This is a genomic window from Pseudomonas sp. PDM24 (genome assembly GCF_019218905.1).
Classification (GTDB): Bacteria; Pseudomonadota; Gammaproteobacteria; order Pseudomonadales; family Pseudomonadaceae; genus Aquipseudomonas.
In genome coordinates, this window is the sequence record NZ_JAHUWR010000001.1 from 263,533 (window position 1) to 279,336 (window position 15,804).

The window sequence follows — 15,804 nt, forward strand, 5'->3', positions numbered from 1 at the left end:
TATGTGGGCACCCTCAATCCAGTGTGGGAGCGGGCTTGCTCGCGAAGGCGGCCTCACTGACTCAACGCAATATCGATTAACCGATGCAACTCTTCAACCTCCAGCGCCTGCGCTGAAAACAAGATGCGAAACACCGTCGGCGCCACCACCATATTGATCAGCCGATCGACACCCGGCTTCGGCTGATCGGGATAGCGATCCAGAATCGTCTGCAACTGCGCACCAATGATCGTCACGCAATAGCCTGGTGTGGCGCTGGATTGTACGTCGCGCATCATGTTGCGCCCGGGTTCGGAACTCATCTCGTCCAGATACTGCTCCGCCCAGGCCAGCACGTCACCGCGCAGGCTGCCGGTGTTGGCCGGTTCGCTGTCGGGGCGCATGCGGGCGAGGGCGACGTCGGCCAATAGCGCCGACAGATCACCCCAGCGCCGGTAAATAGTCGACGGAGTCACCCCGGCCCGGGCAGCGATTTGCGGCACCGTCACGCTGGCGCGATCCTGTTCTTCGAGGAGTGCGCGGACTGCCGAATGAATCGACTCTTGGACCCTGGCGCTACGACCACCTGGGCGTAAACCTTCTTTAATAGCCATACGGCGGACCTTAACACAAAGAATTTGCTTTAAGCGTTAGTCGGTAGCACACTCCGCAAAAGCAAAAAGTTAGCTTTTGCGGAGTGTGCCTATGTCCCGTCTCACGTCAAACCGTTCCAGCCTGTGGTTTCTGGCGATCACCTTACTCAGTTTTCTCGCCGCTTCCACCGCGCCAACGCCGTTGTATCACTTGTATCAAGAACACCTGCGGTTCTCGGCAGCGACCCTGACCCTGATTTTCGGCGTCTACGCCCTCAGCTTGCTGGCGGCGCTGCTCACGGTCGGTTCGCTCTCGGATTATCTGGGGCGCAAACCGGTGATTTTCACCGCCGTATTGCTGAACATGCTGGCGATGTTGCTGTTTATCAACGCCGACAGCGTTGCCTGGCTGATCAGTGCGCGGGTCCTGCAGGGTTTTGCCACGGGCATGGCCACCGCCGTTTTAAGTGCGGCGCTGCTGGACACTGACCGTCAGCAAGGGCCGATGGTCAATAGCGTCGCGCCGTTGCTGGGCATGGCGCTGGGTGCCATGGGTTGCGGCGTGTTGGCCGAGTTTGCGCCGCTGCCGCTGCAGTTGACCTATTGGGTGCTGTTCGCGCTGTTTGTGATGCAAGCGCTGTACGTCTGGCGCCTGCCGGAAAGCGTCACACGGCAATCGGGTGCCTGGGCCTCGCTACGCCCGACCCTGCATGTGCCGATTCAGGCGCGGCGTATGCTATGGCGGGTGCTGCCGATAGATCTGGCGGTGTGGGCGCTCGGTGGTTTTTTCGCTTCTCTGGCGCCTTCTCTGGTGCGGACCGCCACCGGGTCCACCTCGAATCTGATTGGTGGGGCTACGGTGGCCGTGTTGACAGTGACCGGCGCATTGATGATCTACACCTTGCGCAATCGGCCGGCCGACAAAGTCTTGCTGTTGGGCGCGAGCCTGCTGCCTGCGGGCGTTGCGCTGATTCTGCTAGCGGTAAACAGCGCCAGCCTGCCGTTGTTTTTCTTCGGCACTCTGGTGGCGGGCGGCGGTTTTGGCGCGGGTTTCCTGGGTGCCCTGCGAAGCATCGTGCCGCTGGCCTTGCCTCATGAGCGGGCGGGTTTGATGTCGGCGTTTTACGCACTCAGTTACCTGGCGTTCTGCTTGCCGTCGTTGCTGGCTGGCGGTCTGACGCGGGCCTTTGGCCTGGTGGCAACCACCGATGGTTATGGTGCGGTGCTGATCATACTGTCGCTCGGTGCGCTGGTCGGGTTGATGCGTGTGCAGACTGTCAAAGTCTGTGGCGTCGATGTTCGATGACCGTTAGCCTTGGCACCGCCATTCATTTCGACGGACCGACCCATGAAGATCATCCGCAGCAAATCCTTCACTGGTGACCGCGCCTGGGCGGCGCTGGACATTGCCAACATGAATGGCATCACCACTCGTTTGCACTGGACCGATCAGCCCTATAAGTGGCATATCAACGACGGTCAGGAAGTGTTCGTGGTGCTCGATGGGCAGGTGCAGATGCGTTATCGCGACGAAGGCCAGGAGAAGGAAACGCTACTCGAAGTCGGCGATATCTTTTATGCCTCGGTGGGCACCGAGCATGTGGCTCATCCGCTGGGTGTGGCGCGGATATTGGTGATCGAGACGGAAGGCAGCGTCTGATGTATATCTGCAAAACAGATAACAGTTAGAGATATTACCCGTTATATCGATATTCTATTCGGATCTACCATGAACTCCCACCTCACGAGAGGACAGGAGTTCACCATGACCTGCACCCATAGCGTTAAACCCGGTATCAAACCACTCAGTCATTTGCAGCACCCTCGAGAAGCCATCCGCCAATTCACCCCCAACTGGTTCGCAGCGACCATGGGCACCGGTGTATTGGCGCTCGCGCTTGCGCAACTGCCGGTGGCGAATCCCGGTCTGCATGCGTTTGCCGAAGGCCTGTGGCTGTTCAACATTGTCCTGTTTGTCATGTTCACGGCCATGTATGCCGCGCGTTGGGTCATGTTCTTCGACGAGGCGCGGCGGATTTTCGGGCACTCCACGGTTTCGATGTTTTTCGGCACCATTCCCATGGGCCTGGCGACCATCATCAACGGCTTCCTGCTGTTCGGTTTGCCGCGCTGGGGTGACGGTGTGATTCATCTCGCCGAAGTGCTCTGGTGGCTGGACGTGGCCATGTCGCTGGCCTGCGGCGTATTGATTCCCTACATGATGTTCACCCGTCAGGAGCACAGCATCGACCAGATGACCGCGGTCTGGCTGTTGCCGGTGGTGGCGGCGGAAGTGGCGGCTGCCAGCGGCGGCTTGCTGGCGCCGCATCTGGCCGATGCTCATTCACAACTGGTGGTGTTGGTGACCAGCTACGTGCTCTGGGCCTTTTCCCTGCCGGTGGCGTTCAGCATTCTGACCATCCTGTTGCTGCGCATGGCGTTGCATAAATTGCCCCACGAAAACATGGCCGCCTCAAGCTGGCTGGCCCTTGGGCCGATTGGCACCGGTGCGCTGGGCATGTTGCTGTTGGGTGCCGACGCGCCAGCGATCTTTGCCGCCAACGGTTTGCCGGGTATCGGCGAGATCGCCGCAGGGCTTGGCTTGGTGGCCGGCATCACGCTGTGGGGCTTCGGGCTCTGGTGGATGCTGATTGCGCTGTTGATCACTGTGCGTTACTTGCGCGCCGGTATCCCGTTCAACCTCGGCTGGTGGGGCTTCACTTTCCCGTTGGGCGTCTATTCTTTGGCGACGTTGAACCTGGCGAGCACGTTGCACCTGACGTTTTTCAGTGTCTTTGGCTGTGTACTGGTGGCGTTGCTGGCGGTGATGTGGCTGATTGTTGCCAAACGCACGGTGCAGGGCGCATGGCGAGGTGAGTTGTTTGTTTCGCCGTGCATTGCAGGATTAAACAAATAACCGGCAAAGATTGGGTAATCTGTGGCCTGGATCGACGCTCGACATTCCAATAACAATTGCCACGCCACTTTTTATCCAACATCAGCTACCCAACATCAGGGACACATGGAAGATGAGTCACCCCTCGCAGTTCACCTTGCTTCGCACTCGGCGCTTCCTGCCGTTTTTTGTCACGCAGTCGCTGGGGGCCTTCAACGACAACATTTTCAAGCAGTCGTTGATCCTCGCCATTTTGTACCGGCTGACCATCGAGGGTGACCGTTCGATTTGGGTCAACCTGTGTGCGTTGCTGTTTATCTTGCCGTTTTTCCTGTTCTCGGCTCTGGCGGGGCAGTTCGGGGAAAAGTTTGCCAAGGACGCACTGATCCGTCTGATCAAGCTCGGGGAAATCGTGATCATGACGGTGGGTGCGGTCGGTTTCATGTTCGATCACCTGTCGCTGATGCTGGTCGCGTTGTTTGCCATGGGCACCCATTCGGCGCTGTTCGGGCCGGTGAAGTACTCGATCCTGCCGCAGGCGTTGCGCGAAGAGGAGTTGGTGGGCGGCAACGGTCTGGTGGAAATGGGCACCTTCCTGGCGATTCTCGCCGGAACCATTGGCGCCGGGATCATGATGTCGGCCAACAACTACGCGCCGGTCGTGTCCACGGCAATCATCGGTATCGCCGTGCTCGGTTACCTGGCCAGCCGCAGCATTCCCCGGGCTGCCGCGGCATCGCCGGAAATGCGTTTGAACTGGAACATTTTCAGCCAGTCCTGGGCTACCTTGAAGTTGGGCCTGGGGCAAACCCCGGCAGTATCGCGTTCGATCGTCGGCAACTCATGGTTCTGGTTTGTCGGGGCGATTTATCTGACGCAGATCCCGGCGTATGCCAAGGAATGGATGCACGGCGACGAGACTGTGGTAACGCTGATTCTTACCGTGTTCTCGGTCGGTATCGCACTGGGTTCGATGCTCTGCGAGAAACTCTCCGGACGCAAAGTCGAGATCGGTCTGGTGCCGTTTGGCTCATTCGGTCTGACGGTGTTTGGCCTGTTGCTGTGGTGGCATTCCGGCGCGATTCCAGACAGCGTTGCCGGTCATGGCTGGATCGAAGTCCTGGGGTTTGGCCACGCCTGGCTGGTGTTGATCGACATTCTTGGGCTTGGGATCTTTGGCGGCTTTTACATCGTGCCACTGTATGCGCTGATCCAGTCGCGTACTGTCGAGAACGAACGGGCGCGGGTGATCGCCGCCAACAACATTCTTAACGCCCTGTTCATGGTGGTGTCGGCGATTGTGTCGATCGTCTTGCTGAGCATCGCCAAGCTGTCGATTCCGCAGCTATTCCTGGTGGTGTCGTTGCTGAACATTGGCGTCAATGCTTACATCTTCAAAATCGTCCCTGAGTTCAGCATGCGCTTCATGATCTGGCTGCTCGGCCATTCCATGTACCGCGTCGAGCATCGCAACCTGGAGCTGATTCCCGATGAAGGCGCGGCATTGCTGGTTTGCAACCATGTTTCGTTCGTCGACGCGTTGCTGATTGGCGGCGCGGTGCGTCGGCCGATTCGCTTTGTGATGTATTACAAAATCTACAACCTGCCGGTACTGAACTTCATCTTCCGCACGGCGGGGACGATTCCGATTGCCGGGCGTCAGGAAGACATTCAGATCTACGAAAAAGCCTTCACCCGCATCGCCCGGTATCTGAAGGACGGCGAACTGGTGTGCATTTTCCCTGAAGGCAAGTTGACCGCCGATGGCGAGATCAACGAGTTCAAGGGCGGGCTGACACGGATTCTCGAAGAAACGCCGGTGCCGGTGATTCCGCTGGCGTTGCAGGGGTTGTGGGGGAGTTTCTTCAGCCGTGATCCGAATAAAGGGATGTTCCGTCGATTGTGGTCGCGGGTGACCTTGGTGGCGGGCCCGGCGGTGGCCGTTGAAGCGGCTGAACCGGCGACATTGCAAGGGTTGGTGGGGGAATTGCGTGGGGCGGTAAGGTAGTCGGTGACTTTGCGGGCCTCTTCGCGAGCAAGCCCGCTCCCACATTGGGAATGCGGTCAAATGTGGGAGCGGGCTTGCCCGCGAAAGCGGTAGCCTAAGCGCTAACCTTGAGCCCAACCAACCCGGCAATAATCAACGCCACACTCGCCAGCCGAAACAACGCCATGGACTCACCAAACAAAATGATCCCGGCGATTACCGTGCCCACCGCACCCACGCCAGTCCAGATCGCATAGGCCGTGCCCAGCGGCAATTCCTTCATGGCAAGGCCCAGCAGGCCAAGGCTGATCGCCATGGCGGCAATGGTCAGTGCGGTAGGAAGAGGGCGGCTGAAACCGTCGGTGTATTTCAGGCCGACGGCCCAGCCGACTTCGAACAGGCCGGCGAGAAACAGAATGATCCAGGACATCAGAGACCTCCATCGATGGATGGGGTCGTCCCCGGATTAATGATTCGATCGAGCCGCGAGGTCGTCCCCGCGTTGCGCAATAGAGTGCCCATCATTAATCCGAGGATCAAGTTTGCGGCTTAATCCGCCGCCTGCTGAGCAGCGATTTGCCGGTCTTCCTTCTCGCTCATACGACGGAAATACGTCGAGAGCAGTGCTCCGGAAATGTTGTGCCAGACGCTGAACAACGCGCTTGGCACCGCTGCCAACGGCGAGAAGTGCGCACTGGCCAAGGCCGCGCCCAAGCCGGAGTTCTGCATGCCGACTTCCAGTGCCAGGGATTTGCGCTGGGCCAGTGGCAGGTTGAACAGGCGCCCGGTGAAGTAACCCAACAAGTAGCCGAAGCTGTTGTGCAACATCACCACGGCCATGATCAGCAGGCCGGATTCGGCAATCTTCGCCTGGCTGGCGGCCACCACGGCAGTGACGATGATCACGATGCTCACCACCGACACCAGTGGCAACACGTCTACGGCGTGACGAACCCGATCACCGAGTACGCGCTGGGCAACTACGCCGAGCACGATCGGCAGCAGCACGACTTGCAGGATCGACCAGAACAGCTCCATGAACGACACCGGCAACCAGGCCGAAGCCAGTAGCCAGATCAGCGCTGGCGTCAGCAGCGGAGCGAGGAGGGTAGTGACGGCGGCAATGGCCACCGACAACGCTAGATCGCCACGCGCCAGCCAGGTCATCACGTTCGAGGAGGTGCCGCTTGGGCAGCAGCCGACCAGAATCACACCGACGGCGATCTCTGGCGGCAGGTGGAAAACCTGGCAGAGTAACCACGCCACACCGGGCATGATCACGAAATGAGCGACCACGCCCAGCGCCACGCGCCACGGATGGCGAGCGACTTCGGCGAAGTCTTCAAGCTTGAGGGTCAGGCCCATGCCGAACATCACCAGACCCAGCAGCGGTACGATGGCGCCTTTCAAACCGATGAACCAGGTCGGTTGCACAAACGCCACGACGGCGAAAATCAGTACCCAGTAAGCGAAGGTGTTGCCGACAAAACGACTCAATGCAGCCAGTGCGCGCATGGCCTGATCCTTGTTTAAGTAGCATCACAAAACCAATGTGGGAGCGAGCCTGCTCGCGATGAGGGGCTGACATTCAACAATGATGTTGACTGAAACTCCGCTATCGCGAGCAGGCTCGCTCCCACAGTAGGCATCAAACGTTTTTAGATGCCCTGTGGCATCTCTTCACCACCCAACGCTTCAACCATCGCCGGCAGGAAGTCGCCGAAGGTCAGCATCATCAGGGTAAAGCTGGCGTCCAGTTGACCCAAGGCTTCGTCGCCACCGTCCTGTTCTGCCTGATCTTGCAGCAGGTCTTCGAACTTCAGGCGCTTGACCACCATTTTGTCGTCAAGCACGAACGACAGTTTGTCCTGCCAGGCCAGCGACAGTTGAGTAACCACTTTGCCGGTGCTCAGGTGCAGCTGGATTTCTTCGCTGGTCAGGTCCTGACGCTTGCAGCGCACGATGCCGCCGTCTTCGTGTGTGTCGCGCAGTTCGCACTCGTCCAGCACGAAGAAATCATTCGCGGCTTTCTGGGTGGTGACCCACTCGGTCATGGTGGCGGTCGGCGACATCTTCACCGTCAACGGACGCACCGGCAGCGAGCCGATCACTTCTCGCAGGGTGGAGAGCAGGTCTTCAGCTCGTTTCGGGCTGGCCGAGTTAACCAGGATCAGGCCCTGTTTCGGCGCGATGGCGGCGAAGGTCGACGAGCGGCGGATAAAGGCGCGGGGCAGAAAGGCCTGGATGATTTCATCCTTGATCTGATCGCGTTCCTTTTTGTAGACCTTGCGCATTTGTTCGGCTTCGATCTCTTCGACCTTTTCCTTCACCGCGTCGCGTACGACGCTGCCCGGCAGAATGCGTTCTTCCTTACGGGCGGCGATCAGCAGGAAGTCGCCGCTGATGTGCACCAGCGGCGCGTCTTCGCCCTTGCCGAATGGCGCGACGAAACCGTAGGTGGTCAACTCCTGGCTTGCACATGGACGCGCCAGTTTGGTGGCCAGTGCAGTTTCCAACGCCTCGGCATCAAAAGGCAGATCTTGGGTCAGGCGATAGATAAGCAGGTTTTTGAACCACATGGGGTGAGTCTCTCCTTTATACAAAGGGGGGCATTATTGTCCTCCGTGTGCCATAGGCCAACCCTTCTCTAAGCCTTTGGAAGGCCTGAGAAAATTAATTAAAAAAGTGCTTGCCAGAGGTTGGGTCGCTCCGTAGAATGCGCGCCACACCGAAAGTGAAGGGTGATTAGCTCAGCTGGGAGAGCGTCTGCCTTACAAGCAGAATGTCGGCGGTTCGATCCCGTCATCACCCACCATTCGCTTTAGTGTTACGCGCAGCGGTAGTTCAGTCGGTTAGAATACCGGCCTGTCACGCCGGGGGTCGCGGGTTCGAGTCCCGTCCGCTGCGCCATATTCGGTAACCTGGAACGCTGAACGCCAGGTCACCACGGAAAAGCCCGCTAACGCGGGTTTTTTTCTGTCTGAAGTTCCTGCAGGGTGTGTCGTTTTACCGGTTTTCAGATTTTTTTGATTTTTTATCAATTAAATCAACACTTTATGAAAATCTGTGGCACAATGCGCCCCGCAACGAAGGTAAAGGGTGATTAGCTCAGCTGGGAGAGCGTCTGCCTTACAAGCAGAATGTCGGCGGTTCGATCCCGTCATCACCCACCACTTACTTTCAACGCTACGCGCAGCGGTAGTTCAGTCGGTTAGAATACCGGCCTGTCACGCCGGGGGTCGCGGGTTCGAGTCCCGTCCGCTGCGCCATATTCGGTATCTGGAACGCTGAACGCCAGATCACCACAGAAAGCCCGCTTAATGCGGGCTTTTTGCTGTCTGGGATTTGGCTTTGTAGCGAATCCACTGAAAAAGCGACCTGTTCGGCTGATCCAGTTAAGCGCAATCCATGTGGGAGCGGGCTTGCTCGCGAAAGCGGTGTATCAGGCAACATCAATAATTGACTGTGCCGCCGTCTTCGCGAGCAAGCCCGCTCCCACAGGTTTGATCTGCGCCCGACCAGCCTTGCCCTGCTCGGGTCGCTTTTTTCGTTTCTGTCTTGCCTATTGTTCGGCGTTACGGCTGTGCCGGTAGTCGCTGACGGCCTCGTACACCGCTTTGCGCAACCGGTTGATCCCGCCAATCGGCCTATGGGCTTCAAGCCCGAACCATGGGTTGAACGACAGGTTGTCGCATTGCAGGTTCAGCGCCGGGGTGTCGAAATCCTGGGCAGGCAGCTTGATCCTGGCCACAGTTTCGAAGGGCGCGTCGCTTTCGTTCCACTCGATACTGGTGTCTTCGATCGGCATGTACTTGCCCGCATCCTGACGCTGGATCTGTAAAACGAAACAGGCCGGCACCCGATCGGTCGACAGATGCTGGTTCAGCGCGCTGCGCAGGAAATTCGGCAGGTTTTGATTTTGCGTGGGCAGCGTGTAGACCGGGCAGCTATCAGGGTCCGGCATCACGCGGAATTTAGCGTTAGCTTCACCGAACTTGTACGGCGAAACCGAAAAGTAAGTGGTCTGCGTCGGGCTTTCCGGGGCAGGGGAGAGCGTCGCCAGCGCAATAAACAGATGGCGAACTTGCCACGTGCGCGGGTCCCAGCCCGGGAAGAACGCCATCGCCTTTTTGCCATCAGCCTGAGCAGCCACATTCTGACGATACTCAGCGACATCGCTGACAAAGAAGTTCGGATGGTTGAACATCACGAAGTCCTGTTCGCTGTGCCCTTGTCGGTCACTCAGCAACTGTTTACCAGGCACATCGAATAGTTTGATGGCCATGCCCCGAGCATCGCGGATGCTATCGAACTGCGGATACGCATTGCCGTTGGACAGCCGTATCGTCGCTTGCCAGGTTTTGCCCGGTTCGCTGAACACGCCCTGACGTAACTCCGCCGTCAAATCCGGCAGCACCTGTACCTCGGCCTTCACGCAGCCATGGGCCTTGGCATGGGCATCGCGCAGGTAGCGGGTACTTTCACGGTGTTGATCGACGATACGCACGGCCGTCTGGATGATGTCCTGGGTCATTGCCGCTTCGCCGTCCGGAATCAGTTCTTCAGCCGATACCGGGCCGCGATGCTGCCAGGCGGACCAGGCCATGATCAGCGCCCAGCCGAGCAGGCCCAGACCCAACAACACCAGCAGGGTTTTGCCGAGGAAGGCGCCCAGGCGCAACCAGAGAGTGATCAGCATGGGTCAATCCTTTTGACTGAGACGGCGGTCTGGCAATTGCGACTCCATCGGGCCGCCCAACACTTTCAGGTATTCCAGCAGCGCCCAGCGTTCCTCCGGTTGCAGCAGACGACCAATGACGCCGTTACCGCGTTCACCTGCGCGGAACTCGTGGCCGCTGTTGTGATTACCGGTAATGCGCGTGTCGAACACAAAACCGTTGGTGAAGGCTTCGGTGCGATAGCCCAAGTGTTTAGGGTCATATTCGAAGGTGCCCTTGTAGAACGTGGTTGCGCGTTCACTTTGTGGCGAGAGCAATTGATAAAGGCTCGGTACCGAACCGTTGTGCAGAAACGGCGGCGTGGCCCAGACGCCCGCCAAAGGTCGGGCCTTGTAGCTACGCAACTCCTGAACGCCGATCGGCAGGCCGAATCCGTCCAGGTTCGGGCGCTCTGCGGGTGTCACTTTGGCTTCGCGGTAGGCCTGGTTGCCCACGAAAGCAGTGACGTAAGCCAGTCCCTTGGCCACGGACAATTGGCTCATATCCAAGGGTTCTGTGGGTTTGGGATGCAGTTTTACGTCCAGTTGCGCAAGCTCTGCCGGATCCCACTGTAAAGCCGTCAGATCGAAGCGATGATCGGCAATGTTGTTGGCGGCGCCGGGGTCTGTGCCAATGACCTCCACAGGCAGCAATTTCAGATGTTGCACTGGTCTGCCGTCGCTTTGGGTGACGCGGGGGACATGACACCCGGCGCAATTTTCAGCGAACAGTTCGCGGCCTTTTGCGGCCAGGGGCTTGTCAATATTGCCCAGCAGGGCTTCCGGCCAGGCAGGCGGTTTGAGTCGTTGCAGGGTTTCCTCGATCCGATGCAGATCGCGCACCCGGACGCTGGAGGGGTAGCGGTCGTCGCCCTTGAGCGGCTGCCCGCTGCTGTCGAAGAAATTCAGCGTGGCGCCCACACCCAAGGCCTCACCGATATTACGGGCCATCGGTTGCTGCGCCGAACCGTTCCACTGCACCCAGTCGAAGGTCCACATGTCCCACAGTTGCGGGTAGTCCACCGGAGCGTTGGCCACCCGATAGTTGGCGGGTGAAATCGCGTCGCCGAAGCTGGCGTTGGCAATGCGCCCGAAAGCATCGGTGCGACCGGGACCTTCTTCGGTGGGGTAAAGGCCTCGATGGGTGTCGTTCCAGGCCACTTTCAAGAAGGTATCGAGTGAGACTTTAAAATCCTGGCGTAGTTGTTGATGCCGTGCGTCGTAGTCCTGACCCAGAACGTTGCGGGCGAAACGTTCGAATTTCCAGGGGTTGTAGTAAGTCGAGGCGAGGCTGGCCACCAGTGCCTGGCCGAAACTGCCGCCACGCAGGGTCGGGACGCTGGAGGGCAACACATGCTGGGCCGAGCCACCGTCGATGCGCACAGCCTGGCCATTGAAGCGTAATTCGCCGGTGTGGCAGGCGGCGCACGTGATGTCCAGAAACTCGTCCTGGCTGCCGGGGTTTTGATGACGGGCAAAACCGACGGGCAGGTTACCAGGATTGTTCTGCGTGGCTTTCTGGCTCGGGTCGATCAGAAAACCAAAGCGTGCAAGGTATTCAGGAGCGGCGAATCGTTTTTGCGAGAAAGGCAATTCCAGGGCATTGAACCAGTCATAATGCAAGCCTTTGACCTGGGTACCTTGAGGTGTGAAGTAGTAAGCCTGTCGGTCGGCGGCGCTCCATTGCTCCAGGTAATTTACCTGTTGCGCCGGTGACCAGGCCGGCAATTTCGGGTTGGCGACGTAATACAGCACTACGGCGAGGCCCAGCCCCAGCAATACTGCGATCAGGATCAGCAAGCGGAATATGAGGCGCACGATAAACATCCTTGTCAGTTTGTAGCTCCCTTATGCCTCAGCTCAAGAAGTGCGGCAAGAGGCCATTACGCCAGAGTCTGTGGGAACCGGCCCTCAAGTCCGTAAGAGCGAAATGACAGAAGCTTCATCCTTCTATAGCCAAAATGCGTTTAAACACCTGAACTTATCAGACGTTTCCTGCTCTCATGCCGGTAGCCATTGGTCGTGGCGGCCTGATAAGCTCGCGGCTTTACTCGATTGCCCTTTAGGCGCATGAACAAGGAAATAGCATGAAACAGCATCGGTTGGCGGCGGCGGTGGCCCTGGTTGGCCTGGTACTTGCGGGTTGTGATTCGCAGACCAGCGTAGAGCTGAAAACCCCGGCGCAAAAAGCTTCCTACGGTATCGGCCTGAACATGGGCAAAAGCCTGGCTCAGGAAGGCATGGATGATCTGGATTCCAAAGCGGTAGCCCAGGGCATCGAAGATGCCGTCGGCAAGAAAGAACAGAAGCTGAAAGATGAAGAGCTGGTTGAAGCCTTCGCAGCATTGCAAAAGCGTGCTGAAGAGCGTTTGGCCAAGATGAGCGAAGAGTCGGCAGCCGCTGGCAAGAAATTCCTCGAAGAGAACGGCAAGAAAGCGGGTGTCACCACCACGGCTTCCGGCCTGCAATACGAAGTGGTCAAGAAAGCCGACGGCGCTCAGCCTAAGCCGACCGACGTAGTGACTGTTCACTACACTGGTAAATTGACCAATGGCACCGTTTTCGACAGTTCCGTCGAGCGCGGCAGCCCGATCGATCTGCCGGTCAGCGGTGTGATTCCGGGTTGGGTCGAAGGCCTGCAACTGATGCACGTTGGCGAGAAGTACAAGCTGTACATCCCTAGCGAACTGGCTTACGGCGCCCAAAGCCCAAGCCCGGCGATTCCAGCCAACTCGGTACTGGTATTCGACCTGGAGCTGCTGGCCATCAAGGATCCAGCAAAACAAGACGCCCCCAAGTAATTCGCGTCTGCTTTAAAAACAACGCCTCGCTTATGCGGGGCGTTGTTGCATCTGGCGTTCAGTGGAGGTAAACAAAGCGAACGGATGCGGTACGCTGAAGTCATAGCCAGTGAGGGCGCTCGAGCTAGACGGGCCAGAACGCCAAGTCAATGAAATCTTGGGTTTTTTTATGTGAGTAAAAAACGCCCGATCTGAGTCAGGCCCTTATGAAACGGGGCTTTCAGCGGTGAAATGCAGCTCTGTTCACAAGGTTATCCACAATTTGTGTGGATAACATTTCAGTGGGAGTAATAAATGAAAACGCCCTGGAATTTTGCTCGTTTCCTGCCTCTGGCTGGACGCCTGCTCGCCCGTGGTCGTTTACCGACCCTGCTGTTCGCGGTTGCCAGCAAAGGCGCGAGCCAGGGCAATCGTCTGGGTAAACTCAAAGATGATCTGCGTTTGTTACAGGCACTCTGCCTGGCCTACTGGCGTGGTGAGTACCGGGCCATCAGCCCCAAAGCATTGGTCTCGGTGGTGGCCGGCTTGATGTATTTCCTGAGCCCGGTGGATGCAATCCCGGATTTCATCCCGGTATTCGGCATGCTCGACGACATTGCCGTACTGGCCTGGTTGATGAAAGTTCTCGATGACGAGCTCAACGCCTTCCGCGCCTGGCGCAAGCGTCAGCTGCCGGAGAAGCTTGCGGTAGTCGAACGCTTGCCTGATACCCCCGAACAACTGCAGCTTCAGGGGCCGAAAAAAAACTGAGCCAATTCAAAATCCTCCAGATATTCATCCCCCCCCGCGACCTTGGCCGCTGTTAGGATTACACTTCTAAGGAAAAGCGCCGACTCGCTAAGTGTCGTTGTCCTACGGGGTAGTCATGGATATTCAGATAATTACACGCGAAGGCGAGCCCGAATATGCGGTTCTGCCATGGGCTCAGTATCAGGCTCTACTGAAAGCAGCAGGCATCAAGCAACAACCACCGCGTGACGCCACAGCGCCTCCCGCGGCGGCACCAGACCAGATTCTTCCGGGTCTGGATCAACTACGCAATTTGCGCGAAGGGAAGGGCATCGCCATTGAGGCGCTCGCCCGCACGGTAGGCATCAGTCCGTCATATCTCGCCTTGATCGAAAGCGGTGAGCGTCAACCCGACGCTGCTATTCGCCGCAGCCTCGCCTGGGAATTGACGGTGCCAGGATGGAGGGATGAATCGTGAGCGTACGCATCAGTCGTCAACATTGGGATGGATTGCTGGGGGAGCTGGATCAGGCGCGTCGTCAGCGCCATCTTTTGACTTATCGGGCGTTGCTGGAGCGTTTGCAGCTACCCACGCCGGCCATGCAAACCTTGACCGCAGCCCTTGAGCACCTGGCCGCGCTGGATGCCAGAGCCGAGCAGCCGTTGCGCAGCTCGCTGGTGATCAGCCAGGGCGCGAGTCGCTTGCCACGCACCGGCTTCTTCGAATGTGTCGAGCGACTCGGGCGCTTTTCCGGCCCGTCCGATGGCGTGGCTGCCGCGTCCTGGCATGCCTCGGAAGTGGTGCGGGTGTTCGAATACGAGTACCCCGAATCGGCGGAAGCCTGAGTGTTTTTACGACTCAAGGCGCGGGCCAGTTACTGGCTGGCCCGCCGGTTGTTCCACTGGTCGTGGTTTGTGCGTCAGCCGCGAGGCTGGAGCTGGCTCGAGGGCCAGTTTGCACGTATGGCGAACCTGGGTGATGTCGGCGCCCAGAGCTTCTACGGCCACATTCTGACCTTTCGCGGCGTCGGTCTTGGGGCACGCGAGGAGGGTGTGCGATTACTGCGCCTGGCCGCGTTGGCGGGGGATGCGAAAGCGGCGTATCAGGTTGGGGTGATCAGCCTTGCGGGAACGCCGAGCAAGGCGCCGGACCCGGTGGAAGCGGCTCGCTGGTGGGAAATGGCGGCGAAGGCCGGGCATCCGCTGGCTGAACTTAAGTTGAAAGAGTTGGCGTCCCGTGGTTCTGCAGATTAAATAATTGAGTATCTGACAAATTAACGTGGCGTGAGGGAAACCTACCGCCACGTTTTGTTTCTGGTTGCTTTGGTAATTAGTTGATCGCTTTTAGCGAATCGCCCTACAGCAACATCATCCTTTCCCGACTTCTTTTCTGATTGATCCCCCGCAAAGTCTCGCGCGTTTATTGCTGTGTAGATCCATCGGAGATTTCCTTCAAGTTGTAGCGGTTTTCATGAACTGGTGCGAGATGAGTTCACCCGATAGCCTTTGATGGTCACTGAAAATTCAGTGGTGGGGTGTAGGAACCCTTTATTGGCATCGGTAATGCGTAATCGTCGAAACCTGGTTTGCGGCCGTCAATGGGCGTCCGTAAGATCCGTTACGGCGGCTGTGCGCGGGCACGCTTCGGCGTGGTCGAGTTTCCGATGCTCGGTATTCCTACCCCGCGCATAGCTGCCACCCAAGCCTGTAGGAAGGCTTTTGGCAGCTCCCATTTTCATCGGAAGGTCTCAAATGCCAACACTTCATCCTGATCCACCCTACGAAAAACCAATTCCCCACCCCAAAAACCGCTTCATGGCGCTCACCAGCAATTGCAGTGACATGCCTACCCTGTTCGTCGATACCCATGCGCCGCTCGATGTTTTGTATGACGCTGCCGGCTATCGAATTCGTGCCGTCACCCAGGTGCTTGAGAACATGTCGATGCGCGGCTCAGTCGAGTGTGATTCGATGATTCTCAGCGACTTTGCCTTGCTCTGTGCCATTCCACTGCGCGATGGGTGTGATGTGCTGGATGTGATTGGGCGGCGGTTGCGGGCTCGGCCTTTGGGCGATGTCTAGTGACGGATTAGTCCTGGAAA

At 58.1% G+C, this 15,804-nt stretch carries 16 protein-coding genes and 4 tRNA genes; 14 read left to right on the forward strand and 6 right to left on the reverse strand.

The genetic code is table 11. The annotated features are described in order from the left end of the window. Positions 1–53: 53 nt before the first annotated feature. Complete coding sequence (locus KW837_RS01240; protein ID WP_218394238.1) at positions 54–593, reverse strand: TetR/AcrR family transcriptional regulator; 540 nt, start codon at positions 591–593, stop codon at positions 54–56. A gap of 91 nt (positions 594–684) precedes the next feature. Between KW837_RS01240 and KW837_RS01245 the strand changes: the two genes are divergently transcribed. The 4 genes from KW837_RS01245 to KW837_RS01260 all read left to right on the forward strand — a co-directional run bounded on the left by KW837_RS01245 (position 685) and on the right by KW837_RS01260 (position 5,476). Beyond that, complete coding sequence (locus KW837_RS01245; RefSeq protein WP_218394239.1) at positions 685–1,878, forward strand: MFS transporter; 1,194 nt, start codon at positions 685–687, stop codon at positions 1,876–1,878. 42 nt (positions 1,879–1,920) lie between these two features. Next, positions 1,921–2,232: a cupin domain-containing protein gene (locus KW837_RS01250; RefSeq protein WP_218394240.1), complete on the forward strand. Its 312-nt coding sequence runs from the start codon at positions 1,921–1,923 to the stop codon at positions 2,230–2,232. Positions 2,233–2,337: 105 nt separating this feature from the next. Next, on the forward strand, positions 2,338–3,489 hold the full coding sequence (locus KW837_RS01255; RefSeq protein ID WP_218394241.1) for a TDT family transporter: 1,152 nt from the start codon (positions 2,338–2,340) through the stop codon (positions 3,487–3,489). A 112-nt stretch (positions 3,490–3,601) separates the two neighbouring features. Then, positions 3,602–5,476: an MFS transporter gene (locus KW837_RS01260; RefSeq protein WP_218394242.1), complete on the forward strand. Its 1,875-nt coding sequence runs from the start codon at positions 3,602–3,604 to the stop codon at positions 5,474–5,476. 94 nt (positions 5,477–5,570) lie between these two features. Here the strand turns inward: KW837_RS01260 and sugE are convergent, their stop codons facing one another. The 3 genes from sugE to rdgC form a co-directional block, all read right to left on the reverse strand. Next, complete coding sequence (gene sugE, locus KW837_RS01265; RefSeq protein ID WP_008071553.1) at positions 5,571–5,885, reverse strand: quaternary ammonium compound efflux SMR transporter SugE; 315 nt, start codon at positions 5,883–5,885, stop codon at positions 5,571–5,573. 119 nt (positions 5,886–6,004) lie between these two features. Beyond that, positions 6,005–6,970 (reverse strand): bile acid:sodium symporter family protein, encoded by a 966-nt coding sequence (locus tag KW837_RS01270; RefSeq protein ID WP_007898902.1) that lies wholly within the window; start codon positions 6,968–6,970, stop codon positions 6,005–6,007. 143 nt (positions 6,971–7,113) lie between these two features. Continuing rightward, positions 7,114–8,034, reverse strand: coding sequence for a recombination-associated protein RdgC (rdgC, locus tag KW837_RS01275; RefSeq protein ID WP_218394243.1), 921 nt, complete (start codon positions 8,032–8,034; stop codon positions 7,114–7,116). Positions 8,035–8,194: 160 nt separating this feature from the next. On the opposite strand from rdgC, the gene KW837_RS01280 reads away from it, so the two are divergent. The 4 genes from KW837_RS01280 (at position 8,195) to KW837_RS01295 (ending at position 8,724) form a co-directional block, all read left to right on the forward strand. After that, positions 8,195–8,270 (forward strand) — tRNA-Val (locus KW837_RS01280). 18 nt (positions 8,271–8,288) lie between these two features. After that, positions 8,289–8,365, forward strand: a tRNA-Asp gene (locus tag KW837_RS01285). A gap of 187 nt (positions 8,366–8,552) precedes the next feature. Beyond that, positions 8,553–8,628 (forward strand) — tRNA-Val (locus KW837_RS01290). A gap of 19 nt (positions 8,629–8,647) precedes the next feature. Further along, positions 8,648–8,724 (forward strand) — tRNA-Asp (locus KW837_RS01295). Between the two features lie 293 nt (positions 8,725–9,017). Here the strand turns inward: KW837_RS01295 and KW837_RS01300 are convergent. Further along, a complete protein-coding gene (locus tag KW837_RS01300) occupies positions 9,018–10,154 on the reverse strand; it encodes a catalase family protein (protein ID WP_218394244.1) in 1,137 nt (378 codons plus the stop codon). A gap of 3 nt (positions 10,155–10,157) precedes the next feature. After that, positions 10,158–11,990 (reverse strand): di-heme-cytochrome C peroxidase, encoded by a 1,833-nt coding sequence (locus KW837_RS01305; protein WP_218394245.1) that lies wholly within the window; start codon positions 11,988–11,990, stop codon positions 10,158–10,160. Positions 11,991–12,259: 269 nt separating this feature from the next. On the opposite strand from KW837_RS01305, the gene KW837_RS01310 reads away from it, so the two are divergent. The 6 genes from KW837_RS01310 (at position 12,260) to KW837_RS01335 (ending at position 15,784) form a co-directional block, all read left to right on the forward strand. Beyond that, positions 12,260–12,973 (forward strand): FKBP-type peptidyl-prolyl cis-trans isomerase, encoded by a 714-nt coding sequence (locus KW837_RS01310; RefSeq protein ID WP_007898896.1) that lies wholly within the window; start codon positions 12,260–12,262, stop codon positions 12,971–12,973. Between the two features lie 294 nt (positions 12,974–13,267). Next, on the forward strand, positions 13,268–13,723 hold the full coding sequence (locus tag KW837_RS01315) for a YkvA family protein (RefSeq protein WP_007898895.1): 456 nt from the start codon (positions 13,268–13,270) through the stop codon (positions 13,721–13,723). A gap of 115 nt (positions 13,724–13,838) precedes the next feature. Next, a complete protein-coding gene (locus KW837_RS01320; RefSeq protein WP_007898894.1) occupies positions 13,839–14,180 on the forward strand; it encodes a helix-turn-helix domain-containing protein in 342 nt (113 codons plus the stop codon). After that, entirely contained in the window at positions 14,177–14,548 is a 372-nt protein-coding gene (locus tag KW837_RS01325) for a hypothetical protein (protein WP_007898892.1), read from the forward strand. Before KW837_RS01320 ends, KW837_RS01325 begins: the two co-directional genes overlap by 4 nt. Then, positions 14,549–14,956 (forward strand): SEL1-like repeat protein, encoded by a 408-nt coding sequence (locus tag KW837_RS01330; RefSeq protein WP_218394246.1) that lies wholly within the window; start codon positions 14,549–14,551, stop codon positions 14,954–14,956. It abuts the gene before it with no gap. 498 nt (positions 14,957–15,454) lie between these two features. Continuing rightward, the gene (locus tag KW837_RS01335; RefSeq protein WP_218394247.1) at positions 15,455–15,784 is read left to right on the forward strand and encodes a hypothetical protein; all 330 of its coding nucleotides are present in this window, start codon (positions 15,455–15,457) and stop codon (positions 15,782–15,784) included. Positions 15,785–15,804: the final 20 nt, after the last annotated feature.

Excerpts from the sequence above, each read along its gene's own strand:
- KW837_RS01240 (WP_218394238.1), bottom strand. The coding sequence starts at position 593 with ATGGCTATTAAAGAAGGTTTACGCCCAGGTGGTCGTAGCGCCAGGGTC.
- KW837_RS01245 (WP_218394239.1), top strand. The coding sequence starts at position 685 with ATGTCCCGTCTCACGTCAAACCGTTCCAGCCTGTGGTTTCTGGCGATC.
- KW837_RS01250 (WP_218394240.1), top strand. The coding sequence starts at position 1,921 with ATGAAGATCATCCGCAGCAAATCCTTCACTGGTGACCGCGCCTGGGCG.
- KW837_RS01255 (WP_218394241.1), top strand. The coding sequence starts at position 2,338 with ATGACCTGCACCCATAGCGTTAAACCCGGTATCAAACCACTCAGTCAT.
- KW837_RS01260 (WP_218394242.1), top strand. The coding sequence starts at position 3,602 with ATGAGTCACCCCTCGCAGTTCACCTTGCTTCGCACTCGGCGCTTCCTG.
- sugE (WP_008071553.1), bottom strand. The coding sequence starts at position 5,885 with ATGTCCTGGATCATTCTGTTTCTCGCCGGCCTGTTCGAAGTCGGCTGG.
- KW837_RS01270 (WP_007898902.1), bottom strand. The coding sequence starts at position 6,970 with ATGCGCGCACTGGCTGCATTGAGTCGTTTTGTCGGCAACACCTTCGCT.
- rdgC (WP_218394243.1), bottom strand. The coding sequence starts at position 8,034 with ATGTGGTTCAAAAACCTGCTTATCTATCGCCTGACCCAAGATCTGCCT.
- KW837_RS01300 (WP_218394244.1), bottom strand. The coding sequence starts at position 10,154 with ATGCTGATCACTCTCTGGTTGCGCCTGGGCGCCTTCCTCGGCAAAACC.
- KW837_RS01310 (WP_007898896.1), top strand. The coding sequence starts at position 12,260 with ATGAAACAGCATCGGTTGGCGGCGGCGGTGGCCCTGGTTGGCCTGGTA.
- KW837_RS01315 (WP_007898895.1), top strand. The coding sequence starts at position 13,268 with ATGAAAACGCCCTGGAATTTTGCTCGTTTCCTGCCTCTGGCTGGACGC.
- KW837_RS01320 (WP_007898894.1), top strand. The coding sequence starts at position 13,839 with ATGGATATTCAGATAATTACACGCGAAGGCGAGCCCGAATATGCGGTT.
- KW837_RS01335 (WP_218394247.1), top strand. The coding sequence starts at position 15,455 with ATGCCAACACTTCATCCTGATCCACCCTACGAAAAACCAATTCCCCAC.